The sequence below is a fragment of the Proteus mirabilis HI4320 genome (genome assembly GCF_000069965.1).
GTDB classification, from domain to species: Bacteria; Pseudomonadota; Gammaproteobacteria; order Enterobacterales; family Enterobacteriaceae; genus Proteus; species Proteus mirabilis.
Genome location: NC_010554.1, coordinates 2,968,745 through 2,995,311 on the forward strand (window position 1 = coordinate 2,968,745; position 26,567 = coordinate 2,995,311).

A 26,567-nucleotide genomic window follows, 5' to 3' on the forward strand; every position below is an offset into this window, starting at 1 on the left:
TTTACTAGACCTAATCGGTATTAATTGAGCATTAACTGTGTGATACACCGGCAAATGCCTGACGATACAATGTTTCTAATTGGTGTGTGTTTACGTCACGCGGATTTGTCGGCGTACAGCTATCGCGTAAAGCCTGTCCGACCATTTCCGTTAAACGGGCATAAAAGTCCGCTTCACTGACACCGGTATCGCGAATACTCTTCGGCATACCGATTTCATCTTTCAATACATTAATGGCGACAATAAGGCTGATAACGCCTTCTTTTACCGTCTGCGCAGGTAATCCTAAACTTTGGGCAAGGTAGGCATAGCGCTTCGCTGCTTCGCTATTACAATCACCATGAAGATTGGCATTAAAGGCAATAACATGTGTCATCAATAACGCATTCGCACGGCCATGAGGGACATGAAAAACACCGCCTAATGCATGGGCAAGACTGTGTGTAATACCTAACGACGCATTAGTAAATGCCATACCTGCGATGCAAGATGCATTGTGCATTTTTTCGCGAGCAAGTAAGTTATCCCCTTGATGATGACAATCAAGCAGATGGCTAAACACTAATTTGACTGCTTTTTCTGCCATCGCATCAGAAAAATCAGATGTAGCTTTAGACACATAAGCTTCTAATGCATGGCAAAGGACATCCATACCCGTATCAGCGGTAATTGCAGGAGGTACAGATTTCACAAGTTCAGGATCGAGGATCGCGATATCAGGCAACATAAACTCATCGACCAATACCAGTTTTTCACTGCGTGATTTGATCACTGAAAAAGAGGTCACTTCAGAGCCAGTACCACTGGTCGTGGGGATCGCAATAAACTGCGGTTTACTTCTACTGTGCTCTTTACGGGTATGCCAGAGGGAGTACATAACGGCTTTAGCAGCATCGATAACAGATCCACCGCCGAGTGCGATAACCAAATCAGGATAATGGGCATCCATTATTTTCATACCACTGACAATGGCAGAAATATCAGGATCTGATGCAACATCATCATAGATTTGAAACTCAATACCTCGTTGCATTAATTTTTCAGTGACTTTATCTGCAAAGCCAAACTTCACCATTGCTTTATCTGTCACCACAAATGCGCGGCGGGCAGTTAACCCAGAGAGAAAATTCAGTGCATTGGTGCCAAACTGAATTTTGGGTTTTATCAGAAACTCACTCATGTCGTTATTACTCCTTACTGTCCCGATAAACCTTCTCAACAATGGCAACCACGGACATCGCCTTGTAACGATCTTTGTTTAGTGCGAAGTATTCTTCAGCCAACACCACATCGTTGATACCTGCACCCACACTATCCACTGCAACATAGGTTTTATTTTTCAGTGGATTAAGCTCATCATCTAAGGTCGCTATCATTAATAAATTGCTTCCTTTCAGTTCAGGGCTTTTTTGTGTCGCGACTACGTGTCCGATTACCTTTGCGAGGATCATGGTTTATATCGCCTTCTATCAATGAGTTATTTACCCAGACGTCCGAGAACTTCTTTGATAATGCGCTCCACGTTCTCTTCGGTGATCTCACCTTGCTCAATCACTTGTTGTGCACACGCACTGACTGTCGTTGTATAAGGGGACGCGCCAAAGCGATCATCACCTTGTGTTTGACGTTGTGCTGTTGCACATTCCGCATGAACAGGGGTTAAAGAAGGTGAACGAAAACGATCATCATCAAGAATGCTGGTGTGGTAATTTGCGCTAGAAACAGCAGGTTGAGCAGCTTCTTGTGCTAATGGACAAGGTTGTTTTAACTCTTCAACACTACGTACCCCATAACCGACTTTACGAATATTCAGTAAATTCATCGGGCCGACGTTATCTGAGCTAGAACCACCGCCTACCGCACCACAACCTAGGGTTAACGCAGGAGTAATATTGGTTGTTGCGCCAATACCACCTAATGCCGCCGGAGTATTAATTAAAATACGATTAACGGGTTTTTCTAAAGAGAACTGACGAATAACATCTTCATTTTGGGTATGGATCACTAAGGTATGACCTAAGCCTTCGTTAGTGAGCAATTGCACCACACGATGACAGGCTGATTGCCAATCTTCTTCAATATACATACCTAAGATTGGGCACAGTTTTTCCCGTGAATAGGGATTCTTCGGTGAAACAGTATCTTGTAGTGCAATCAAGACGCGGGTATTAGCAGGTACAGTAAAACCGGCGCGCTGGCTTAAATAGATAGCATCTTTACCAACCACCGCAGGATTTATCGTGCCATTAGCGCGCAATAACATAGAAGCGACTTTCGCTGCTTCTTCATCATTCATAAAATAAGCACCTTGCGCTAATAGCTCACGGTGAACTTCGTTATAAATACAACGTTCTACGATGATGGATTGCTCTGAAGCGCAGATCACGCCATTATCAAATGTTTTACTGGTGATGATATCGCTCACTGCTTTTTTGATATCCGCACTACGCTCAATAAAGGCAGGACCATTACCTGGACCACCACTGATAGTTGGTGTGCCTGATGCATAAGCCGCACGCACCATTCCTTCACCGCCAGTAGCTAAGATTAATGACACATCTTTGCTGTGCATTAATTCTTTTGTCGCTTCCAATGTCAGCAATGTCACACCATCGACAATTCCCTCAGGTGCTCCCGCTTCTAGTGCGGCTTTTTTGACAATTTCTAGCGCGCGGAAACTACACTGTTTCGCATTAGGGTGCGGTGAAAAAATAATCGCATTACCTGCTTTCAGTGCAATTAGGGTTTTATAGATAATGGTTGAAGTTGGGTTAGTGGAAGGCACTAACGCTGTAATAACCCCTAAAGGTACCCCCACATCCATGACTTTTTTCACTTTATCGTCATTGATAATGCCAATGGTCTTTAGGTCTTTCATATGTTCATACACACGCAATGACGCAAAGGTATTTTTCAGTACTTTGTCTTGCCATTTACCAAAGCCGGTCTCTTCGCTGGCCATTTTTGCCAACTCTTCTGCGTGACGAGCAGCTTCAAATGCAATGTGTTTGACTATATTGTCGATTTTTTCCTGCGAAAATTTCGCATATTGTTGTTGTGCATTTTTCGCGTTACGAACTAGCTCGCGAGCCAGTTGTCGGGATTGCAAATCTTTATCTAATGCAACCATGTTTTCCCCCATACAGGAGTTAAAAATTTAGCTGAATAACGTTTTTTGCTTGGCAGCACCTGAATAATCAGGCTTTATGTTGCTCTGCAATCTTCTCGATATCGTTATGTGGTCTTGCAATAACACGAGAAGTCACTACTGTGCCGATACGTTTTGCCGCCTCAACACCAGACTCAACCGCTGCATTAACTGCACCGACATCGCCTTTCACCATGGCAGTCACTAAACCTGAACCGACGTTTTCATAACCAATCAGTTCCACATTGGCTGCTTTACACATTGCGTCAGCAGCTTCAATGCAAGCGACTAGACCTTTGGTTTCCACTAGACCGAGTGCTTCTTTCATATTTATTTCCTTCGTTATTCAGTCACTTTGTACTGGGCAACGATTTTTTGAATATCGTTATGTGGACGAGCGATGACTAATGAAGTGACCACCGTACCTACACGTTGAGCCGCTTCTAAGCCAGAATCTACAGCGGCTTTAACGGCACCCACATCGCCTTTTACCATTGCAGTGACCAAACCTGAGCCAACATTTTCATAACCAATCAATTCAACATTGGCGGCTTTGCACATCGCATCAGCGGCTTCAATACATGCCACTAGCCCTTGAGTTTCAATAAGTCCTAATGCATCACCCATACGTTCTCCTAAGGCAAAGACTATGCCTTGTGTTTGATAACAATTTTGTTGATGTCATTGTGAGGACGAGCAATCACAAGTGATGTGACGACTTCACCCACCCGTTGCGCTGATTCCACACCTGAATCTACCGCAGCTTTCACTGCCCCTACGTCGCCTTTCACCATCGCAGTCACGAGACCTGAACCAACGTTTTCATAACCAATCAATTCAACATTGGCGGCTTTGCACATCGCATCAGCGGCTTCGATACATGCCACTAACCCTTTAGTTTCAATCAGACCTAATGCATCACCCATTTTTATTTCCTCCAGGAAGCCGTTTAACGGTTTACAGTTACCCATCATGTCTGCGTGGTGATTTTTTAAACGCAGACCTTGGTTTCAAATTCACTATAACGGCTAAAAATAAAAACAACATATAAATCCATAAAAGATAAACATATAGTTTTATATTCTGATATTTATGCTTATTTAGCCTTATTTTTATTTATCTATGCTGTTAATTGCTTTTTTTTATCTGTTTAAATTTATAAAAAAACACGCAAAGAAGATGAAAAAAAAGACAATTTAAGTTTGTTAGAAGGATGTTGAAAAGGTGCAAAAAGGCAGTACAAATCAGCGGGAAAGATGTGCGGGATATCACTAATATTTCAATGCCAGCTCAAGGATGAGAAAAAGCTAAATCTAGTCTATATACAAAAAGTGCTATTTCTAGGTTAGCCCTTTATGTCTTAAGCCGAACTCATCATGCAGCGTCCTTAGCAGGCATAAATAGTCAATGTTTCCGTCGATGGGGGGACAGTATGAGAGAGGGAATATTCGCAAGAATACGTCGCAACGCTCGCCCAATATTTATTGAGCGAGAAAGTAATGTGGATTTTTAATCGAATTTACTGCCGGGTTTTAAGGTACAAATATAGAGTGGGGAATTGAGCGAACTGAGTAATAACGTTTTTTCATTTAGCTTTTGTGCGTTAATAAATAATCCATCATGACTATCTGACATTTCACGCATAAAATAATCAAAAATAACATCGGGAGACTCATCAATCGAGGAGGCACTAGACTCCCATTGACTGACAAAATAGTGACGCTCGGTGGGGGAAACCCGCTTTGTGGTGTAATCAAATTTCACATAACGTTGTAAATAGAGCCAACCCGCTTTAGAGGTAGTATACCCCTCAACCACAATAGAGCCTTTGCCATTAGCACCAAAAGAGAAATGAATATTGCCATTCACATTCTCATCTTCCATATTTTCAAAGCGCATAATGCCCTTTGTTGAACAAACCATCATACCTTCATTTTTGATAGTTAATAATCTTGTTGCTGCATAAGTGGCGACCAAGATAAAAATCAGGGCCGATAAAAAACATAAAAGTTTCCCTGAGATTTTCATTAGTATTTCCAAGAATAGTAAAAGTAATTATCGCAATAGCTAAATGGATTATCTTCGTTCTTAGCGCAATGCGCTAAAAAGACACGCCCTAAGCCATTAGTTTGTAATTTATCACCATAGAAAAAAACAAAGCGCTCCCCTTTCACACACTGTAAATTAAGCTTCTTTCTTACAGCGTCAAAATTGCGAATATAATTATCACTGACAGAGGAGTTAATCATGGCCTCGTTAGAGAGTAATTCACAATCATTATGGGTGAGAGGTGTTAATGTGATAGGCTTTGATTGATGCTGATTTAAAAAGATGATCACCACAAGAAATATGGCGCCAAATAAAAAACCAATACTGGCTAAATACCAACAAATTTCTGGTTTTTGTGGCGATGTTGCCGATAATTGAGGCTCTTTTTCTAATTCACTGTCTAGATTATCAGGCTCGGATGATAATGATGTCTCAATGGGTGATGTTGTATTACTTTTATTTGCTTCACCTTCGTGATCATTTGTTTGCGTAACAGGTAACAGTGTTGAGTCATCAATTAATTCAACAGAGATATCAGGATTAAACTCTAGTCGCCCTTTGGCGATAGTGACAATAATATTTTCAATACCATAATGACGAAATGTTTTACGCAATAAACTTAAATATTGGTTTAAATTACTATTTGAAGAAACTAGCCCATTGTCATCCCACACGCGTTTTAATACTTCATCACGATTTACTACACCGGGATTTTGAATAAAATAAAAGAGTAACGCATTAGCGGTAATAGACAGATGTGTATCAACGTCACCTTTTTCTAACGATATCGCGCCATCCGTTGCGTCGTAATAAATTGAGGCATTTATTCTGTATTTCATTGTGCCCTCATTCATCCTAATTAACATGACTGATTTGCTGTGTCGGCCATATATTCAAATGTCATTTTTAATAATCTTTCAACTAATGCACTACGCTCTTGTTGTGAAATCGTAGGGCCTTCTGTGAGTTCTGATAACCAAAGGCCATCGGCAGCATAACGAATTAACGTACCTAAGTAGCTATTATCAAGTTTATCGCCTTTGGCTAAATGGCCTAACATCCAATCACGCCAACATTGACGCATTATTGGCTCGTTAGGCATAGCTAAAGAAAGTATTGCCAATTGGCGGCTTTCATCTGACTGTTTGAGATCAGAAATATAGGTTAAATAAGCGCGAGAAAAGCGCCCTGCTTCTATCGGATCGTTGGCCATAATTAACGCAATTCGTTTATCCATAATACCGAGTAAGCGTTTGAATACCGCCTGTATCAGTTCTATCTTCCCAGGAAAATGGTGCAATAATCCGCCTTTACTGACACCCGCTTCTTTGGCTACGGCATTTAAAGATAAAGAAGCAATTCCTTCATTCGCCACAATAATACTTGCCGCTTCTAATAACTGCTCTTGGACGCGGATAGGATCTTTTTTTCGGTGATGTGCGGTTGTATTCATGCGTAGGATAATACCGACCAGTCGGTATGTTCCTTATTGATCAAAATCAAGCACTATTAGAGTGAGCCTTATTATATGCCAATAATGTTGTCAACTTCACATTACTTTATTTAAAACCAAATTTAATTTTAAATAATAAAATTATTTTATATTTTTGATCTCAATAAAATATTTAATTAACAACAAAAAAAGAGAACTTGATAATTATCAATTAAAAATAAGGATAAATAGTCATTAAGATATTTCAATAATGTGGTAACGCAATAAAACACACTTTCTCTCATAGAGAATAAATTAAACACCCCTTTAAAAGATCGATTATTTGTTTGTTTTAAAATAAAAAGCCCTCTTTAAATTTAAAGAAGGCCTTTCTATTATTAATTAAATTACTATTACTTAATCGTTATTAATTAACTATTATTAATAACGGTTAAAAACTGGCGTTTAATGCTTGTTCTAGATCAGCGATAATATCGTCTATATGTTCAATACCAATTGAAAGTCGAATTAAATCACGAGAAACCCCCGCGCGTTCTAACTCTTCATCATTGAGTTGGCGATGAGTGGTTGATGCAGGATGACAAGCCAAAGATTTAGCATCACCAATATTGACAAGACGCACAATCAATTTCAATGCATCGATAAATTTCGCACCCGCTTCGGCACCGCCTTTGATACCAAAAGAGAGAATACCAGCAGGTTTACCTGACATATAACGTACCGCTAAATTATGCTCCGGGTGGCTGGTTAAACCTGCATATTTAACCCAGACAACTTGAGGATGATTTTGCAAATATTCAGCAACTTTTTGCGCATTTTCAGTATGACGCTCCATACGTAACGCTAATGTTTCTAGACCTTGAAGAATTAAGAAGGCGTTAAATGGCGAAAGAGCGGCTCCTGTTCCACGCAATGGGGCAACACGGCATCGCGCAATATAAGCAGCCGCACCAAAGTGTTCAACATAATTAACCCCATGATAAGAGACATCCGGTGTATTGAGGATTTCAAAACGATCTTTATGTTCAGCCCAAGGAAATTTACCTGAATCAACGACGATCCCACCAATAGAGTTACCATGACCACCAATATATTTAGTGAGTGAGTGAATAATAATATCAGCACCATGCTCAAAAGGGCGACATAGGTAAGGCGTTGCTACCGTATTATCAACAATTAAAGGGACACCATGACGATGAGCCACAGTGGCGAGAGCTTGAATATCAACAATATTACCACTTGGATTAGTGATAGATTCACAAAATACCGCTTTGGTTTTCTCATCAATTAACGCTTCAAGTGCCAGCAGATCATCATGGGGGGCAAAACGCGCTTCGATACCGATACGGGGAAAAGTGTGCGCCATTAAGTTATATGTACCGCCATAGAGCTTCGCAACCGACACAATGTTATCGCCCACTTGTGCAATGGTCTGGATAGCATAAGTAATCGCAGCCATACCCGATGCCACAGCAACTGCTGCAATCCCTCCTTCTAAGGCGGCAACGCGTTGTTCCAATACATCATTGGTTGGGTTCATGATACGCGTGTAGATATTGCCAGGTACTTTTAAGTCAAATAGATCAGCACCATGTTGCGTATCATCAAATGCATAAGAGGTGGTTTGGTAAATAGGCACCGCAACAGCTTTGGTGGTTGGATCAGGTGAATAACCAGCGTGAACAGAAAGTGTCTCAAGTTTCATAGCAATCCCTTTGTTCTTATCATATAGGTAGCTTCTAAATAGAAGTTAGATCTTTTAACTTATAAGTAATATAGATAAGCGGATATTAGCCTTGTCGCATAGTGAAAAAATTTCAACTTATACCAATGAGACTTTTTTAAAATCGAGAGTATTTATTCAAATACCCCCAATTGGCACGAAAATTTGACTTAAGAACCCTGTTTTACATTCGATTTGCTCGTTTTTGGCATTTTTGTCATTTTTTGACGAGTCGCTAACCAACAAATTAAAGAGCCGCCTGTCACCATCATAACGCCTTGCCAAAATGAAAAAGAGAGTGCTGTAGAGAGTAGTAGGGATGAAAAAGCCGTAGAAATTACCGGAGTAAAATAAGAAAGCGTCGCTAATAATGTCACATTACCGCTGATCATTCCTGCCGTCCACGCCGCATTAGCTAACCCTATCGCAGCCCCAGTAATAAGTAACAGTGAGATACTTTTTACATTAACCACCCACTCGATTGGAGCAGAAAAAATATATTGCCCCCAAAGTGCCAATGCTGTTAAGAAAAAGAAAGGCACAATACCATTGTGCCCCCCCGAAATAAGACGAGTCACATTACTGTAAAATGCCCATAACACGGCGCCGATAAACGCCAAAATATAACTGAGAGGATTACGACAAATATTATTCCATAAGCTTTCTATTGTCAGTGGATTATCACCACTAACAACCCAAACAAGCCCACTGAATGAGCATAATAAACCCACAATCAATAGGATAGAGAATCGCTGTTTATTTAAGAATACCGCTAATGCCAGTGTAAAGCTGGGCCATAAATAGTTAACCATGCCAAGCTCTATAGCTTGTGCTCTATCACTAGCAAATCCTAGCGCCAGCGATAAACAGATTTCATAGCTAACAAATAAAAGTGCCCCCCAAGCAAGGTAACGCTTAGGAAAAAGAGATAACTTAGGCACCCCTAAGATCAAAATCAAAAATAGCGTTCCCGTTGTGTAAATCAGCGCAGCACCCCCTACCGCACCAAAATACTCACTGATATTGCGAATTAACCCAACAATGGTACTCCAAAGGAATATCGCCACAATGCCATAGAGTGTTCCTTTTGATGTACTGGATATCATGTTTATACCTTCAGATTTAAGTTTTTCTCTATATAGCCGATAGTAAAACAGAATCGGGGTAATTGCTTGAATTACTCACTCCCTATAGAAGAAGCGCACTCGAAAATGAAACATTTTGTTACAATTAATATAGCAAATTAAATATATTGATTTACTCCCAATACGAGTAATAAAAGTATCTTTTATTTTTATACGATAAAAATACGCTTTGTAATTTCCAATAAAAATGAATAAACAATATTTCTATTTTATTTACAAATAATAAATTTTTATTTTAAAATTTACTTAAATGCCCCCTTTCAGCGTGCTTTTTTACTTAACAAAAAGCCATTTTTCGTTTCATTTTATAAAAAAACTATCCATAAAATACATTTTATGAAACATCATCTTATAAGTATAAGTACGCTATCTTTTTACGATGCACCGGATAAATGATGAGATAGATGTAATAAAATCAAATAAAAAACCAAACAATATCAATCAGATAAAAAATCACTCACAAAACATTAGACAAAGTAATATATTTTTCTATTTTTTAACAATTAAATATTACCGATAGTTGAGCAGATATTAATAGAATTTATCTATAAAACCAGCAAAAAACGATCGTTTAAAACGATTTCTCTATTTTTTTTACCACATTTATAATTTTTGTAAATTTGACTTAAGTGAATATATGGCAATTTATTCTTTTTCACGAAGATTGCTATCACTCGCTTTTGTTTTAATAAATAAAATAGTCTTATTTGGCATTTTCCAAAAATAATTTAATCCTTGTTTTTTATTATTAATAATAAAAACAGAATTAAATATTAGCTTATTTTATTAAGCTAAGTATTAAATATATATTGAAAATATAGGAACATTTAATGAAAAAGTTATTATTATCTGCAATTATTACTTCAGCAATGGCCATAATTGCTACACCTGCCCTAGCAGAAGATACTGGTACACCAGCACCAACAGAAGTTACAGTTAATGGTGGTACTATTAACTTTGAAGGTTCTGTCGTTAATGCTGCTTGTGGTGTTGATAGTAGTTCAAGTAACCAAACTGTTCGTTTGGGTCAATTCCGTGTCGCTGAATTCACTAAAAAAGGTGATGAAACAGGACGTATTCCTTTTAGCATTAAATTAAATAACTGCGATATTACTGTTTCATCATTAGCAGCAATTACCTTTAACGGTACAGCTTCTGATGGTGATGCAACTGCATTCGCATTACAAGGCAGTGGCGCAGCAACCAATGTAGCGTTAAAAATTACCGATTCAAGCAGCAAAAATGTTGTTCCAGGACAACCTTCTTCAACTCAAAAATTAATCGAAGGTGAAAACCAATTAAATTATAACGCTTCTCTTATTTCCACTGATGATACAGTGAAGGCAGGTAGCGCAAACGTTACAACTAACTTTATGGTGACTTACTCTTAATCACTTCATCACTTTTGATTGATGTCTTATCGCCAAGGACGGCCTATTTTTATCAAAAGTATTATTACTCCATATTCATTAGCTAATAAATATTTATTATGAAAAAGATATTTGCTTTTATTATTTTTTTATTCCCACTTATTGCTTATTCTAATGGTGTTTCATTAGGTGCTACGCGTATTATTTATAATTCTAATATTAAACAAACTAATCTTGTTGTGACTAATTCAGATAAAGAGAATAGTTTTCTAATTCAATCATGGGTATCTGATAATCAAGGTAATAAAAATAATGATTTTATTGTTACCCCTCCTTTATATATTCTTGACGCTAATAAAGAGAATGCTTTAAGAATTATGTATACAGGTGAACCTTTACCTGCAGATCGCGAAAGTTTATTTTGGATGAATGTCAAAGCTATTCCTTCTTTAGATGAAAAGCTTGCTAATGAAAATACACTACAAATTGCCATCCAGAGTCGGATAAAGCTTTTCTACCGTCCTAGTGGATTGTCCGCTTATACTGAAAAATATGCCAATGAAGTGACTTTTTCCTATAAAAATGGGGAGTTAATTGCCCATAATCCAACACCTTATCATATTACTATGGTCAATTTAGCTGCAGCCGACAGTCAACTTCCTTCAAGTATTATGATTAACCCATTTTCACAATTAACATTAGGAAAAGTTAATCAGAATGCTAATACCATTTCATTCCAAACCATTAATGATTATGGCGCACAGACTCCTGTTTTAAAAAAAGAAATCGTTCATTAATCACAGCATCTTTTTCAACCCTGTTGGTCAAAAACCATGGTTAATAAGAATACTAATAAAGATATCGTTTATTTTCTCTTTCCAAGTGTCATTGCATTGTCATTGACGCTGTCCTTTTCATCATATAGCGCAAACCGATTTAATCCTGCATTTTTGGCTGACTCTCCTGATGCCGTCACCGATTTAAGTTATTTTGAAGCAGGCAACCGCATTAAACCCGGTGATTATCTTCTTGATATTGTTTTTAATCATGAGTATCTGCGTAGTGAAAATATTCATTTTATTAGTCAAGATAACCATGTTATTCCTTGTTTAAATCGAGATTATTATCAATCACTCGGGATCAATATTAAACTATTTGCTGATTTTGAGAAATTCTCGGCAAATGAATGTATTGATATTGAAAAAATCATTCCAGATTCTGTTGTTAATTATGATATTGAGAAACAAGCTTTAAATATTCAAGTCCCTCAAGCCGCGTTAGATTTGAAAGCACGCGGTTATATTCCACCAGAAAAATGGGATAACGGTATAACAGCAGGTATTTTAAACTACACCTTTAGTGGCGCTAATAGCTGGGGAAATTCTCATAATAATAGCTACTACTTAAATCTACGTAGTGGGATCAATATTGGTGCTTGGCGATTACGCGATTATTCCACTTGGAATTCGTCAAACGGGAAAAACCAATGGAACCATATCAATACCTATCTGCAACGCAATATTGTGTCATTAAGAAGCCAATTACAAATTGGTGATAGTTATACCTCATCAACACTTTTTGACAGTGTTAATTTTCGAGGTATTTCATTAGAAAGTGACGACACTATGCTACCTGATAGCCAAAGAGGATTTGCACCTGTAGTCAGAGGTATTGCTAAAGGCAATGCTAAAGTGGTGATCCGCCAAAACGGTTATGTGATTTATCAAACCTTTGTTTCTCCGGGTGCTTTTGAAATCCGTGATCTCTATCCAACGTCAAATAGTGGCGACCTCTATGTCACCATTGAAGAAAATGATGGTAGCAAACACAGCTATGTTGTGCCTTATTCTGCTGTACCTATTTTACAGCGAGAAGGCCAAAAACAGTTTGTCATCCAAGCCGGTGAAATACGCCAAAATAACCAACATAAAAAACCTCGCTTTATACAAGGTCATCTTATTTATGGCTTACCCTATGACACCACTGTCTATGGTGGTGCATTAGCAACAAAAGATTACCAATCTTATGCCCTAGGAGCAGGTAAAAATATGGGTACCCTAGGTGCCTTCTCTACCGATATCACCTTTGCTCATAGCCAATTGCCAAATAACTCAACATCAGATGGTTATTCTTTACGTTTTCTTTATGCCAAGTCGTTAAACCAATTTGGCACAAACTTTCAATTGCTCGGTTATCGTTACTCTACTTCGGGTTTTTACACATTAGATGAGACATTAAATACGCGTATGTCCGGTTATCTGTATGAAGATAATCAAAAAAAACCGTTGAGTTATTTTAATTTGCATAATCGCAAGAAAGGGAGCCTACAAATTAATTTATCACAACAACTGGGGGATTATGGCTCTATTTTTATGATGACCAACTGGCAAAATTATTGGGGAACTAATGAGAAAAATGTCCTAGTACAAACCGGCTACAATGGCAATATTAAAGGGCTCTCTTATAACGTCATTTATAGTTATAACAGAATGATGAATAGTGGTCAGCGTGACCAAACATTGTCTGTGGGTCTTTCTATCCCATTACAATTGCTAATGCCGACAAGTTATCAATCCATCAATAGCACTTATCTCACATATAATTACAGCCACAATAATAACGGTTACTCGACACATAATGCGGGGATTGCTGGTACATTATTGGAAGACAATACCCTTAATTACAGTGTTCAACAAGGTTATAGCAATCAAGGCGGAAACTATACCGGTAGTGCGGCGTTGGGTTATCAAAGTCGCTATGGCAATTTAAATGCTAGCTATAACTATCATCAAGATGCTCAACAAATTAACTATAGCCTCGCTGGAGGTATGCTACTCCATAGTGGCGGATTAACCTTAAGCCAACCCTTAAGCGCTAATGCCATTTTAGTAGATGCTCGTAATACTGCGGATGTACCGATTGATAATGCGACAGGGGTTTATACTGACTGGCGAGGGTTTGCCGTTATTCCCTATGCTACCGCTTATCGACAAAATCGAGTGGCATTAGACACCACCGCATTACCCGATAATGTTGAAATTGAGCAAAACATTAAGCAGGTGATCCCAACACAAGGCGCCGTCATTAAAGTTCAGTTTGATGCTAAAAAAGGGTATCGCTTATTACTGACGCTACAACACCAAGGTCGCCCACTCCCTTTTGGGGCAATAGCAACTGATAAACAAAATCATCTGTCCGGTATTGTTGGCGATGATGGCTTACTCTACTTATCGGGTGTCCCTGATTCAGGAAAATTAGAGATCCGCTGGGGGCATAATGCCTCTCAATACTGTCAAGTGAACTATCAATTACCCGCCTCTCAACTTGATGAACCTTTTGTGAAAATGACACAGGAGTGCCAATAATGCACAAATTAATGCTTATTGTAGCGTTGTCATTACTGTTTACCACTAAGGGATCTGCTTACGATACATTGGTACACATTAATGCCAGAGTAACAGGAAACACATGTACGGTAGAGACAAACTCAAAACGTATTACCGTAAAATTAGGCCAAATCGCCACAAAAGATTTTATTTCTACGACGATAACGCAACAACGTACGCCTGTTATCCCTTTTAGTATTAAATTAGTCGATTGCCAACCTGAAGCCAGTGCTGTGAAGGTCAGTTTTAATGGTCGTGCCGATCCTATTGATAACGCCTTACTCGCCATTGATGCAACGGGTGCCAAGGGAGTTGCCATTTCCATTATGGATAACTTAGGAGCTTCCATCGATATTAACGATAAAAGCCAGTCTTATACCTTATTGCCTAACCAAGATAATACCCTGCAATTTTATGCTCGCTATGTAGCGACTCAACTTCCTGTTCAAGCCGGATCGGCGAATGCAACAGCAACCTTTTTACTGGAGTACCAATAATGACACGCTCTTTTTCTTTCTTCACATTGCTGGTTTCTCTTCTTTGTATCCCGAGCCAAATGGCATGGGCTATTGCAGATCCATTAGTGGTAACCCCTCCACCTATGAATTTTGATGGTGCCGCCGATGGTACTCCCGCAGGAACGCCCATCACATCAACTTGGATAGGTGAAACCTCTGTCCATAATGGTTTCAAATGTGAGAAGAAATTTTTGCAAAAATGTTGGGTTGAAACCCTCTATGCTAATGCTACTGGTTCAAAAATTAGCGGGATCTACTATTACGAAGGTAGTAATCGTTATCCTGTTTATTCACTCCCCGGAGTTAAAGGTATCGGCTATGCTTTTGGTTTAAAAGATAACAATGATAGTGTTGCTTACGTACCTATTGATGTTGATAACGGTTCGGGTGCAACGGTGATTTATCCTGCAGTAGGCTCTACCGTTAACCATAATGTGGATCGCGTTTCACTGAAAGGCAAAGTCGTCTTTGTGGTGACAGATAAACATCTTGAGACTGGCGTTTATAACATTCCATATACAGTTATCGCCAATACATGGTCTGAATATGGTGGAGGCCATAAAGGCAATAATACCTCTATCGTAGCAATTAACCCCGTCACTATTACTATTAAAGCTCGAGGCTGTACCGTAAATACCAAAAATCTCACCTATGAATTAGGTGATATCTCAATGCGAGATATGGCAGCCATTGGTTCAACATCAAAAAGTCAGGCTAAACCCATCTCTGTTACATGCGATAGTAATGTGCATTTATATGCCAGCATGACCGATCAGTCTACCTATTCTAATAATACAGATATCCTCACACTGACATCAGATTCTGATGCTTCTGGTATTGGTATTCAATTTTTCTTTAATGATAATCCAACTCCCGTGGTGTATGGCCCTGATATCAGTGCGATAGGACAACCTAACCAACGTTTACTCCATATAACAACTTCTAACAACGAAAACTACATATTAAACCTGTCAACTCGCTATATCACGACTGGGACACTAAAACCGGGTAAAGCAAACGGATTAGCCAGTCTCACTTTTTCTTATCAATAATGATTTGAATTTTTAAGGCTGATGAAATGATTGATAGCAGCAAAACGATTAATTTTCGTATAGGACAACGAATACGTCACTTGCGAAAAAATTTAAAATATTCGGGGAAACTATTTGCCAAAGAGTTAGGCATAAGTCAGCAACAACTTTCACGGTATGAACGAGGAACAAATAGGATCAGTATTGAGTTTGTTTATTTAATTACTGAAAAGTTTGATGTTCATATCAGCTATTTCTTACAAAGTAACTATATGATTAATATTGAGCAACAACGAAATATACAAGAAAAAAACAGCCTGCTGATTGCCGAGGCTTGTATAAAAAATGGCACTAATCGCCCTTAACTTAATTATCCTTTCGGTTCAAATACACACTGTCATCTATTTTATCGTTGATTTAATGATAATGTTCTCTTTTTTCTATACAAATATAAGAAGCCACCGTTTAACGGTGGCTTTTTGGTACTGATAAACTTAATTAACGACCCGCTTTCAGTTTTTGGTAATAGCTTTCGTATAAAACCGTCGCTTCACCCACATCATTTTGCCATTCGCCTTTACTGATAATCTCTTCACTAGGGTAAAGTGAGCTATCTTTTGTGATAGCTTTTGGCAATAATTTTTGTGCCGCTAAATTAGGTGTTGGATAGCCGATATTTTCAGCCACTTTTGCAGCAACTTCAGGGCGTAATAAGAAGTCGATAAGCTTATGCGCACCTTCAACATTTTTTGCATTTGCAGGAATAGCTAAGCTGTCCATCCAGAAGATACCGCCCTCTTTTGGCCATACCAACTCAATAGGAGCACCGGCTTCTCGCGCAATAAATGCAGAGCCATTCCAGATCATCCCTAGATTCACTTCTCCTTGCATATAAGGATTGGCAGGATTATCCGAATTAAAAGCCAGTACATTAGGCATCAGCTTTTGTAACTCTTTATAGGCTTCTTCAATCTGTTTTGGATCTGTGGTATTACCTGAATAGCCTAATTTTAATAAAGCCATTTGGAATACTTCACGTGCATCATCCGTTAACAGTAAACTATCTTTATATTCCGGTTTCCATAAATCAGCCCATGAAGTAATGCTACTTACATCAACTTCATCACTATTAATCCCTATCGCAGTCGCTCCCCAAATATAAGGGATTGAGTAGTCATTTTGAGGATCGAATGATTTATGTAATAAACTTGGGTCAAGATTATCAAAATTACTGAGCTTCGATTTATCAATCTTCTGTAGCATCCCCTCATGACTCATTTTAGAAATAAAATAAGTTGAAGGAACCACCAAATCATAAGCACCATCTTTATAGGTTTTTAATTTGGTATACATGCTTTCGTTAGATTCATAGGTGGAGTAAATCACCTTAATCCCAGTTTCTTTTGTAAACTGTTCCAGCAATCCTGGCGGTACATATTCCGTCCAGTTATAGAAATAGATTGTCTTACCATCATCAGCCGATGCTGTACCAATACTTAATGCCATTACACTGGCAGCAAGTACAGAGGACCACTTTTTCATTTAGGCTTCCTTCAGTGGTTGATGCGTTAATATCAAATAGGCGTAACGCCTACCTCCAACAGATTTGGTCATCAAGACCGTAAAAAGTGCGAGAAACTCGCACTAATACTTTTAAATTACGCTTTGCCAGTTCTATCTCGTAAGATCAACTGACTAATTAATACTAATACTAATGATAGCCCTAAAAGGATGGTTGCCAGTGCATTCACTTCCGGTGAAACACCTACTTTTACCATTGAGTAAATTTTTAATGGTAAAATTTCATAGCTTGGTCCAGTCACAAAAGAGGAGACAACCACGTCATCCATCGATAACGTAAAGCTTAATAACCACCCCGAGGCTACTGCTGGCATCGCTAATGGCATAATGATTTTACGTAAAATAGTAAATTCACCCGCCCCTAGATCCTTAGCGGCTTCAAGCATTTTGACATCAAAACCACTGAGTCGCGAATAGACCGTGACCACCACAAAAGGCAGACAAAAGGTAATATGCGACACCAGTAATGACCAAAACCCTAAGGAAATGCCTAATAGCATAAATAAAACCAATAATGAAATCGCCATCACAATATCTGGCGACATCATCACCACAAACAGCATACCACCAACAAACTTTTTACCACGAAAACGATAGCGATAAAGCGCCACCGCAGCCAATGAACCAATCAACGTCGCAAAGGTTGCTGAGGTGACTGCCATCGTTAATGAATGCCCTGCAGCTTGTAGCAGGCTGTCATTATTTAATAAAATGGTATACCAGTCAGTGGTAAAGCCTTTCCAGTTGATCCCGAAACGTGATGAGTTAAAAGAGTTAACTATCAGAATGATAATCGGGATATAAAGATACGCGTAAATGATGGACATAAATCCACCCCGCAATAACCGTCCTATCATTCTATTTCTACCTTCTTATGCAGTAGTTTTACGGCTCGGTAATACACAAATAGCATTAACCCCATCACCAGTGTTAAACAGATACTGGTAGCTGCCCCAAATGGCCAGTCGCGAATATTTAAGAATTGGCTCTTTATTACGTTACCAATAAGTAGGTTTTTCGCGCCCCCCATTAAGTCCGCCACAAAGAATAAGCCCATGGCAGGTAACATTACCAATAAACAACCTGCGATGATCCCCGGCATAGTTAATGGGATAATAATACGAATAAAGGTCTGTAATTTATTCGCACCGAGATCTCGAGCTGCTTCCAAACAGGGTTTATCCAGTTTTTCAATGCTGGAATAGAGTGGCAGAACCATAAAAGGTAATAAAATATAAACCAACCCTAATACTACCGCCTCTGGGGTATAGATAATCCTTAGCGGTTTATCGATAAGCCCTATCCACAATAGAAACTCATTAAAATAGCCTTTCGTACTAAGAAAAATCTTTAACCCATAAATACGAATAAGTGAGTTAGTCCAAAAGGGAACTATTAATAAAAACAGCAGTAATGGTTGTATTTTCTTAGGCATTTTTGCCAGAAAAAAAGCAAAAGGATAACCTAATATTAAACAAGCTAAGGTCGCTACCAATGCCATATTAATAGAGTGCAGTAATACTTCTGCATACATTGGATCAAATAAGCGATAATAGTTATCGAGTGTAAAAACCATCTCGACTAAATTCGCATCATCACGGGTTAAAAAACTGGTGGCGATGATCATGATATTCGGTAAGAAGACGAACACCATTAACCAACCCACAACACCAGTAATAACGATGTTTTGAAATAGTTTACGTGTTTTCTTCATCAGCCAGCACGACCTCCCAGCTCTCAACCCAAGTTACCGCTATCTTTTGGTCTAACGAGTGATCAACATCCGGATCATCTTCATTAAAGAATTCACTCACCATCACCATCTTGCCATTTTCCATTTCAACAACAGAATCTAGCGTCATGCCTTTATAGTTACGTTCACGAACATAACCGATAAGTCCCGGAAGGTTTTCAAGATCGTGTATCTCTTCAACGCGCAGATCTTCTGGTCTGAGTAACACTTTCAGTTGCTGATTTTGAGTAACAGGTAATTGCGTATAAATATCGCATTCGTGCCCTTCAACATCCGCTCTAATACGTGTCTCATCAATACGATGTAGGACACGTGCATCAAAGATATTGATTTCACCTATAAATTGAGCAACGAATAAATTAGTTGGCTCTTCATAGATTTCTCGAGGCGTGCCGTCTTGCTCAATACGCCCTTCTTTCATTACCACGATCCTATCTGACATAGTCAGTGCTTCTTCCTGATCGTGGGTGACGAAAATAAAGGTGATCCCCAGTTTTCGTTGTAAGGCTTTTAGCTCATTTTGCATCTGCTTACGTAATTTGTAATCCAGAGCAGACAATGATTCGTCTAACAACAATACCTTCGGCTTATTGACCACCGCCCGTGCAATCGCAACCCGTTGCTGTTGACCACCAGAAAGGTGAGCAGGACGGCGTTGGGCAAAGTCCTCCAGTTGCACCATACGTAACGCTTCCATAACGCGACTATTGATCTCTGCAGCAGGTGTTTTCTGCATACGTAGACCAAAAGCCACATTTTCAAATACGGTCATATGGGGAAACAGGGCATAACTTTGGAAAACGGTATTTACAAAACGCTGTTCTGCTGGAATATGGGTAATATCCTGTCCATCTAGGATAATTTGTCCATCATCCGCGTCTTCTAAGCCCGCAATTAAACGTAATACCGTCGTCTTACCACAGCCTGAAGGGCCGAGTATGGTTAAAAACTCGCCATGGTTGATAGTCAGATCGAGGCGGGAAATGATTTGTTTTCCGTCGAAACCTTTACTTAAGGATTTTAATTCGACTAGTGGTGTCAGAGATGTTTTCTCAGTCATTTAAGGTAATACTCTATCCCGAAGAATAATGCAGATAGAACCGCCGCCGGAAAAGACTGTGTGAGCTGCCGGAGCAGTATGCTCCACAGAAGCCCAAAACCAGCAACGCCGTATGTATAGTACAAGGGGCAAATGATAAACGTAGTGAGGTAAAATTGAAAGCAAAAAGGTACATTTCTTATGAAAAACTATTCATTTTTAAGCTTTTCATCATAACTTTCGACTTTGTTATAAAAAACAAAAAATAGAATATAATCAAATAATTAATAATAAGTATAAATACTAATAAATTATTTTAATTTATGATTAAATAAATTTTTTATCACAAATCATTCTATCGCGGTATTTTCAAGTCTAAAACAGACTTAAAAAAGATTATTTTCAGCAAGATAAATACTAAAAATACCTTCCATAGTCTTAAGCCATAGAAGGTATCCTTTCTATTAATTATATTGGATTAAATTTTTTAAATGTAAGATGGCATTATTTACATTAGGCAAAGGGCCTATCTTTTCATTTAATGATGGATAAGTTCCTGTTTTAATCAGTAGCTCTCGCATCTCTATTGGCGTTAATACCGTGTTGGTTTTATCTTTATACCAAGATTGAATAACCGCAGCCGCCCCCGCGACTAATGCACAGGCTGATGATGTTCCACTAAAATTAGCCGTATATTTGTTATTCCCGTCACCATGAAAAAGATCACCATATCCGGCAGTGGTCACATCTTCTCCCCATGCTTGCACATGTATGGGGGAGCCATGCGTTGAGAAAGGTAAACGATTTAGCGTATAAGGCGAGCCCGCACCGACACGTATAGAGTGGTTATCGCTACGTTGACGATAGCTATCATAAAAAGGTAAATCGAGATCAACCCCCCCATTGCCGGCAGCCATGATCACAATAATCCCCGCTTCTGTTAATGTACGAGTTGCCTCCCAGATATGCATTTCATAATCAGCAGGAACATAAGCATGATGTTCACAAACTGTCTGCATCTCATATAAAACAATATCACCCGCGTGTAATTTCTGTTTACTGGCAATAATTGCTTCAATACGACCACTGCTTAATTCTGATATGGCATAAAACATATCTAATTTATAAGCAAGCCCAGTAATACCTTTACCGTCTTTTTTCCCCATAATTAACCCCGCCACTGCCGTACCATGGTCGGCTTGATCGGTTTTTTCAGTTAAAGGAAAAAGTGGCGTGATATTATTAGCTAACAAATCGGGATGTGATAAATCAAAATCCCACTCAATATCGGCCACCTGTATACCTTGTCCATAAGCATTTTTATTCCAAGCGTCTATAATACCTAACCCAGTTATTTCATTTGATTTTATTTTTGGGGTTTTTAAATAATGCTGATGGCGAGTTAAATCCGGCGTAATATTAGGTGGCTGTACAGGTAATTTTGGAATTTTTTGCACATATTCTATATCAGGATGTTGTTTTAATATTTTAATAATTTCATCTAATGTATATGTGTTATCATTAGGTAAATTTAAATAATAGTAATCATTTAAATGATTTGATGTAAGAGAAAGATGATTTTTAGGTGGTAATTGTGATGATGATAATACTGGAACAAAAGAAATATTAGATAAAAATGTATTATATTGATTATGGTAACCAGAGCGTAATAGTTTTTTATTTTGATCAAGTGAATGTATATTTTTTAGTTTGACTAGTATTTTCCTTTCAATATTCATAACCAATGCTCCTTTTCTATTTTTTATTTTTACTTTTGTTTTATAACGTAGATTTTTGAGCATTGGCTATTTTCATTTTTAATAGCATTGAGATAAATTTAATTATTAAGATAATATACTGTGTATTTATACTCATTAAATAATTTAGTTTTTCTTAGACAGGATGCACTTCCATTTGAATGGGATCAAAGATCCAGACCAGTGAGTGCACAATATAAATCTTTTTCATTGTTTTACTTGAGTCGCATTGGGATGGTTGCCTTGAGCTGAGGCTGGTTTTGGAATGAAAGTAACATCAATACCAACCGTTAAAGGCCAAGCTTTGCGTCTCTTCTGCATTGATTGGTTGGTGTAAAATATCTGATGTGACTTTTTACAGCGTAAAATCGCATAAGAGTGGTTGTTTGTAAGTAAAGAGTCGAGAGTTAGATAGCGTCTTAATTATTGATTTTACAGGCATATTGATATTCCACTCTGATGATAAAAAAGTATATCTATACATCCGATGAAGAACAAGCTACTTGACATCAATCGGGAATTGACTAGAATCTAATCATCGACGGAAACGTCACTAGATTGAAAGCGCGGTACAGTGTGAAGCTGGTTGGTCTTAGACCCCGTTAGCGAGATATTTTCGAAGGGCTCCTTATAGGAGCCCTTTTCGATCTAATAATTAAACCTAGATTAGTTCATCAATAATTAAGCTTCGTACATAAAATCTAATTATATCGGCCTCGTTTTAGGGAAAGATCACACCACCTGCTCTATCACATTTTGTTATGCTATAGTAAGCCATCTCGATATAAATCCTCTCTTACTCTCAGTAAAACACCAAAATCTGGTGTCCTCATTGGTGTCCTGATAAAGAGAAAACACACTAAAATGGGTTATAATGCACGAAAATACACCAACCGATAAAACACTAGAAAACAAGCAAACACAGGGCACTCAAGGGAATTACCCACTTAATCGCTTCTCTGTTGCACCTATGCTCGATTGGACTGATCGCCATTGCCGTTATTTCTTTCGCCAGCTTACCAAAAATACTTTGCTGTATACTGAAATGGTCACAACAGGTGCCATTATTCATGGCAAAGGTGATTATTTAAAATATAGCAACGAAGAGCACCCGATCTCATTACAGCTTGGCGGCAGTGATCCACAAGCGTTAGCGCAATGTGCAAAATTGGCACAAGAGCGTGGATATGATGAAATTAATTTAAATGTAGGTTGCCCTTCTGATCGGGTACAAAATGGACGCTTTGGTGCTTGTTTAATGGGTGAAGCACAACTCGTTGCAGATTGCGTGAAAGCTATGCGTGATGTGGTCGATATTCCTGTGACGGTAAAAACACGTATTGGCATCGACAACCAAGATAGTTATCAATTTCTATGTGATTTTATTGATACCGTCAGCCGTGATAATAACTGCGATACCTTTATTATTCATGCTCGCAAAGCTTGGTTATCGGGATTAAGCCCCAAAGAAAACCGCGAAGTGCCTCCTTTAGATTATCCTCGTGTTTATCAATTAAAACGTGATTTCTCGCATCTCACTATGGCAATTAATGGGGGAATTAAGTCACTAGAAGAGGCGCAGGAGCACTTAAAATATATGGATGGTGTTATGGTAGGTCGCGAAGCTTATCAAAATCCATCAATATTGGCTCATGTGGATCACGTGCTTTTTGATAATCAGTTACCTGTTGCTAATGCCGTCGCTGCCGTAAAAGCCATGTATCCTTATATTGAAAAAGAGCTCTCACAAGGCACTTATTTAGGTCATATCACCCGCCATATGTTGGGAATTTTCCAAGGTATTCCCGGGGCAAGACAATGGCGTCGTCATTTAAGTGAAAATGCCCACAAACAAGGTGCTGATTTAACCGTGCTAGAGAATGCGCTCAAGTTTGTGACCGAAAAATAGTCCTTTTTAACCTGTGATAAAAATCCATCTTACTCAAATTGCTTAATCAACTATTTAGTTAATCAGTTAATAAAGATGGATTTTTTATACTTGTAACCTTTAAAAACTATGGGATCAATAGACTTGAACCTTGAGATTGACGACTTTCAAGATAACGGTGTGCGGCTTTAGCATCAGCTAATGCAAATTTCTGATTATCTGGCACACTGACATCAATTTTACCACGACCAATTAACGTAAATAGTGCTTCACTTGCTGCATCTAACTCTTCGCGCGTCGTAATGTAGCCGGAAATAGAAGGACGAGTAACATAAAGTGAACCCAATTTATTAAGAATACCTAAATCAACCCCTGTTACCGCACCAGAAGCGTTACCAAAACTGACCATTAAGCCTCGGCGTTGCAAACAGTGCAACGAATCCAACCAAGTTGCTTTGCCAACAGAATCATACACAACGGGTACTTTTTGGTTATTGGTGAGCGCAAGGACACGTTCAACAATAGATTCAGTTTGATAGTTAATCACTTTCCATGCACCTGCGGCCTTAGCTTTAGCCACTTTCTCATCACTGCCTGCAGTACCAATCATTTTAGCGCCAATCGCTTTCGCCCATTGGCTGGCAATTAGCCCGACGCCACCCGCCGCTGCATGGAATAAAAAGGTTTCCCCTGCACGTAATTTGTATGTTTCATTGAATAGATAATAAACCGTTAATCCTTTCAAAAAAGAGGCGGCGGCTTGTTCAAAAGAGATATTATCAGGCAGGCGAGCTACTTTATTTTCTGGTACATTATGCGTATCGCTGTAGGCGCCTAATGGAGATTGTGCATATACAACTCTATCCCCTTCTTTAAGTGAAGTAACATGAGCGCCTGTTTTAATCACAACACCGGCAGCTTCAGTTCCTAAGCCACTTGGGAAATGCTCTACTGGATATAATCCGCTACGCACATAAGTATCAATATAATTAATGCCAATGGCTTTATTGGCAACCTGTACTTCGTTATCGCCTAGAGGGGCGGGGGTAAATGAAGTTAGCTCGAGTACATCGGCATTACCATGAGCTGCAAACTGAATGCGTTTAGCCATCGTAATCTCCTTTATAAGATTGATGATTGACCTAGGATTATATAAACCAGCGTTGTAACGACCTGTAGAGATAATGACAAATGATCGTTATTTCTACAAGGCACAGATTATTGGGTTAGCGTATACTAATGCGCTGATTGATATTTTTTCGACTTTGTGCAGGATTTATGGCCAGAAACAAGACCACTGACAAGCTAATGTCTGAGATAAAAGATCGCCAAATGGAAGGGTTGAAGCTTCCCCCCCATTCGCTAGAAGCCGAACAATCGGTGTTAGGCGGTCTAATGATAGATAACGAGCGTTGGGATAATGTCTCCGAGCGTGTCACTGCCGATGATTTTTATAGCCGACCTCATCGCACTATTTTTGCGCAAATGCAGCGTTTACTTGAGCTGGGTAAACCTATTGATCTGATAACCTTATCAGAAGCACTAGAACAAAACGCAGAATTAGAAAGCGTTGGAGGCTTTGCTTATTTAGCAGAACTATCCAAAAATACGCCAAGTGCAGCCAATATTAACGCTTATGCCGACATTGTACGTGAGCGTGCTGTCGTTCGCGATATGATCAAAGTCGCCAATGAAATTGCTGATGCTGGATTTGATCCCCAAGGACGCACCAGCGAAGATCTGCTCGATTTTGCTGAATCTCGCGTCTTTCAAATTGCCGAAACCCGCGCCAATAAAGATGAAGGGCCAAAAGCAATTGATGCCATTTTAGAAGAAACCGTTGAAAAAATAGAGCAACTCTACCAAAAACCTCATGATGGTGTGACGGGGGTATCCAGTGGCTATCAAGATCTGGATAAAAAAACCGCCGGACTGCAAAAATCAGATTTAATTATTGTCGCAGCACGTCCTTCTATGGGTAAAACCACCTTCGCGATGAACTTATGCGAAAATGCGGCAATGACGGAAGAAAAACCTGTACTTATCTTTAGCTTAGAGATGCCAGGTAACCAAATCATGATGCGTATGCTCGCTTCATTGTCTCGCGTGGATCAAACCCGTATTCGTACTGGGCAACTTGACGATGAAGATTGGGCGCGTATTTCAAGTACCATGGGTATTTTGCTTGAAAAACGTAATATGTATATTGATGATTCCTCTGGTTTAACCCCCACCGAGGTGCGCTCTCGTGCCCGAAGAATTTATCGTGAACATGGCGGTTTAAGCCTAATCATGATTGACTACTTGCAGTTAATGAGAGTACCTTCATTATCTGAGAACCGAACTTTAGAAATTGCTGAAATTTCACGCTCTTTGAAAGCATTAGCTAAAGAATTACAGGTTCCTGTTGTCGCTCTGTCACAGTTAAACCGTAGTTTGGAACAACGTGCTGATAAGCGCCCAGTTAACTCTGACTTACGTGAATCGGGCTCTATTGAGCAAGATGCCGACTTGATTATGTTTATCTATCGTGACGAAGTTTATCACGAAAATAGCGACCTAAAAGGGGTGGCAGAAATTATCATTGGTAAACAGCGTAATGGCCCTATCGGTACGGTAAGACTAACCTTTAATGGTCAATGGTCTCGCTTTGATAACTACGCAGGCCCTGCTTACGACGACGAATAACCATCCACCTTGACGGAATAAAAGGAAATAGAGAAATA

25 protein-coding genes are annotated in these 26,567 nt (G+C 38.9%); 8 read left to right on the forward strand and 17 right to left on the reverse strand.

Features of this window, described 5'->3' with window-relative positions; translation table 11 throughout:
- Positions 1-31 precede the first annotated feature (31 nt).
- From PMI_RS13390 to yddG, 11 genes are all read right to left on the reverse strand, one after another.
- Positions 32-1,180 (reverse strand): 1-propanol dehydrogenase PduQ, encoded by a 1,149-nt coding sequence (locus PMI_RS13390; protein ID WP_012368485.1) that lies wholly within the window; start codon positions 1,178-1,180, stop codon positions 32-34.
- Between the two features lie 7 nt (positions 1,181-1,187).
- On the reverse strand, positions 1,188-1,451 hold the full coding sequence (locus tag PMI_RS13395) for a EutN/CcmL family microcompartment protein (protein WP_004245867.1): 264 nt from the start codon (positions 1,449-1,451) through the stop codon (positions 1,188-1,190).
- Positions 1,452-1,477: 26 nt separating this feature from the next.
- Positions 1,478-3,130: an acetaldehyde dehydrogenase (acetylating) gene (locus tag PMI_RS13400; protein WP_004249183.1), complete on the reverse strand. Its 1,653-nt coding sequence runs from the start codon at positions 3,128-3,130 to the stop codon at positions 1,478-1,480.
- Between the two features lie 67 nt (positions 3,131-3,197).
- On the reverse strand, positions 3,198-3,476 hold the full coding sequence (locus PMI_RS13405; protein WP_004245869.1) for a BMC domain-containing protein: 279 nt from the start codon (positions 3,474-3,476) through the stop codon (positions 3,198-3,200).
- 14 nt (positions 3,477-3,490) lie between these two features.
- The gene (locus tag PMI_RS13410; protein ID WP_004245870.1) at positions 3,491-3,775 is read right to left on the reverse strand and encodes a BMC domain-containing protein; all 285 of its coding nucleotides are present in this window, start codon (positions 3,773-3,775) and stop codon (positions 3,491-3,493) included.
- Positions 3,776-3,795: 20 nt separating this feature from the next.
- The gene (locus tag PMI_RS13415; protein ID WP_004249182.1) at positions 3,796-4,074 is read right to left on the reverse strand and encodes a BMC domain-containing protein; all 279 of its coding nucleotides are present in this window, start codon (positions 4,072-4,074) and stop codon (positions 3,796-3,798) included.
- A 583-nt stretch (positions 4,075-4,657) separates the two neighbouring features.
- Positions 4,658-5,176: a FidL-like protein gene (locus PMI_RS13420; RefSeq protein WP_004245872.1), complete on the reverse strand. Its 519-nt coding sequence runs from the start codon at positions 5,174-5,176 to the stop codon at positions 4,658-4,660.
- Positions 5,176-6,036 (reverse strand): transcriptional regulator, encoded by an 861-nt coding sequence (locus PMI_RS13425; protein WP_012368486.1) that lies wholly within the window; start codon positions 6,034-6,036, stop codon positions 5,176-5,178. The genes PMI_RS13420 and PMI_RS13425 overlap by 1 nt, the downstream gene beginning before the upstream one ends.
- Before the next feature lie 20 nt (positions 6,037-6,056).
- Positions 6,057-6,650, reverse strand: a complete 594-nt coding sequence (locus tag PMI_RS13430) for a TetR/AcrR family transcriptional regulator (RefSeq protein WP_004245875.1) — start codon at positions 6,648-6,650, stop codon at positions 6,057-6,059.
- A gap of 430 nt (positions 6,651-7,080) precedes the next feature.
- Positions 7,081-8,355, reverse strand: coding sequence for a bifunctional O-acetylhomoserine aminocarboxypropyltransferase/cysteine synthase (locus PMI_RS13435; RefSeq protein WP_004249177.1), 1,275 nt, complete (start codon positions 8,353-8,355; stop codon positions 7,081-7,083).
- Between the two features lie 188 nt (positions 8,356-8,543).
- Positions 8,544-9,479 carry an aromatic amino acid DMT transporter YddG gene (gene yddG, locus PMI_RS13440; RefSeq protein WP_004245877.1) on the reverse strand — a complete coding sequence of 312 codons (936 nt, stop codon included), beginning with the start codon at positions 9,477-9,479 and terminating at the stop codon, positions 8,544-8,546.
- Positions 9,480-10,348: 869 nt separating this feature from the next.
- Here yddG and PMI_RS13445 point away from each other — a divergent pair.
- The 6 genes from PMI_RS13445 (at position 10,349) to PMI_RS13470 (ending at position 16,188) form a co-directional block, all read left to right on the forward strand.
- Positions 10,349-10,909, forward strand: coding sequence for a fimbrial protein (locus tag PMI_RS13445; protein WP_004245878.1), 561 nt, complete (start codon positions 10,349-10,351; stop codon positions 10,907-10,909).
- Positions 10,910-11,007: 98 nt separating this feature from the next.
- Complete coding sequence (locus tag PMI_RS13450) at positions 11,008-11,685, forward strand: fimbrial biogenesis chaperone (RefSeq protein ID WP_004245879.1); 678 nt, start codon at positions 11,008-11,010, stop codon at positions 11,683-11,685.
- A 36-nt stretch (positions 11,686-11,721) separates the two neighbouring features.
- Positions 11,722-14,253 (forward strand): fimbria/pilus outer membrane usher protein, encoded by a 2,532-nt coding sequence (locus PMI_RS13455; RefSeq protein ID WP_012368487.1) that lies wholly within the window; start codon positions 11,722-11,724, stop codon positions 14,251-14,253.
- Positions 14,253-14,771: a fimbrial protein gene (locus tag PMI_RS13460; RefSeq protein WP_012368488.1), complete on the forward strand. Its 519-nt coding sequence runs from the start codon at positions 14,253-14,255 to the stop codon at positions 14,769-14,771. The genes PMI_RS13455 and PMI_RS13460 overlap by 1 nt, the downstream gene beginning before the upstream one ends.
- A complete protein-coding gene (locus PMI_RS13465) occupies positions 14,771-15,844 on the forward strand; it encodes a fimbrial protein (protein ID WP_004250113.1) in 1,074 nt (357 codons plus the stop codon). The genes PMI_RS13460 and PMI_RS13465 overlap by 1 nt, the downstream gene beginning before the upstream one ends.
- Before the next feature lie 26 nt (positions 15,845-15,870).
- Positions 15,871-16,188 (forward strand): helix-turn-helix domain-containing protein, encoded by a 318-nt coding sequence (locus PMI_RS13470; protein ID WP_004245886.1) that lies wholly within the window; start codon positions 15,871-15,873, stop codon positions 16,186-16,188.
- A gap of 133 nt (positions 16,189-16,321) precedes the next feature.
- Here PMI_RS13470 and potD read toward each other — a convergent pair whose 3' ends face one another.
- From potD to PMI_RS13495, 5 genes are all read right to left on the reverse strand, one after another.
- Positions 16,322-17,365: a spermidine/putrescine ABC transporter substrate-binding protein PotD gene (potD, locus tag PMI_RS13475; RefSeq protein WP_004245887.1), complete on the reverse strand. Its 1,044-nt coding sequence runs from the start codon at positions 17,363-17,365 to the stop codon at positions 16,322-16,324.
- Positions 17,366-17,481: 116 nt separating this feature from the next.
- Positions 17,482-18,261, reverse strand: a complete 780-nt coding sequence (gene potC / locus PMI_RS13480; protein ID WP_004245888.1) for a spermidine/putrescine ABC transporter permease PotC — start codon at positions 18,259-18,261, stop codon at positions 17,482-17,484.
- Positions 18,258-19,118 carry a spermidine/putrescine ABC transporter permease PotB gene (gene potB / locus PMI_RS13485; protein WP_004250112.1) on the reverse strand — a complete coding sequence of 287 codons (861 nt, stop codon included), beginning with the start codon at positions 19,116-19,118 and terminating at the stop codon, positions 18,258-18,260. The genes potC and potB overlap by 4 nt, the downstream gene beginning before the upstream one ends.
- Positions 19,102-20,217: a spermidine/putrescine ABC transporter ATP-binding protein PotA gene (gene potA / locus PMI_RS13490; protein ID WP_004245891.1), complete on the reverse strand. Its 1,116-nt coding sequence runs from the start codon at positions 20,215-20,217 to the stop codon at positions 19,102-19,104. Before potA ends, potB begins: the two co-directional genes overlap by 17 nt.
- A 443-nt stretch (positions 20,218-20,660) precedes the next feature.
- Complete coding sequence (locus PMI_RS13495) at positions 20,661-21,935, reverse strand: S8 family peptidase (protein WP_004249170.1); 1,275 nt, start codon at positions 21,933-21,935, stop codon at positions 20,661-20,663.
- 892 nt (positions 21,936-22,827) lie between these two features.
- Here PMI_RS13495 and dusA point away from each other — a divergent pair.
- The gene (gene dusA, locus PMI_RS13500) at positions 22,828-23,862 is read left to right on the forward strand and encodes a tRNA dihydrouridine(20/20a) synthase DusA (RefSeq protein ID WP_012368489.1); all 1,035 of its coding nucleotides are present in this window, start codon (positions 22,828-22,830) and stop codon (positions 23,860-23,862) included.
- A gap of 106 nt (positions 23,863-23,968) precedes the next feature.
- Here dusA and PMI_RS13505 read toward each other — a convergent pair whose 3' ends face one another.
- Positions 23,969-24,952, reverse strand: coding sequence for an NADPH:quinone reductase (locus tag PMI_RS13505; RefSeq protein ID WP_004245895.1), 984 nt, complete (start codon positions 24,950-24,952; stop codon positions 23,969-23,971).
- A 167-nt stretch (positions 24,953-25,119) separates the two neighbouring features.
- On the opposite strand from PMI_RS13505, the gene dnaB reads away from it, so the two are divergent.
- Positions 25,120-26,529: a replicative DNA helicase gene (dnaB, locus tag PMI_RS13510; protein ID WP_004245896.1), complete on the forward strand. Its 1,410-nt coding sequence runs from the start codon at positions 25,120-25,122 to the stop codon at positions 26,527-26,529.
- Positions 26,530-26,567: the final 38 nt, after the last annotated feature.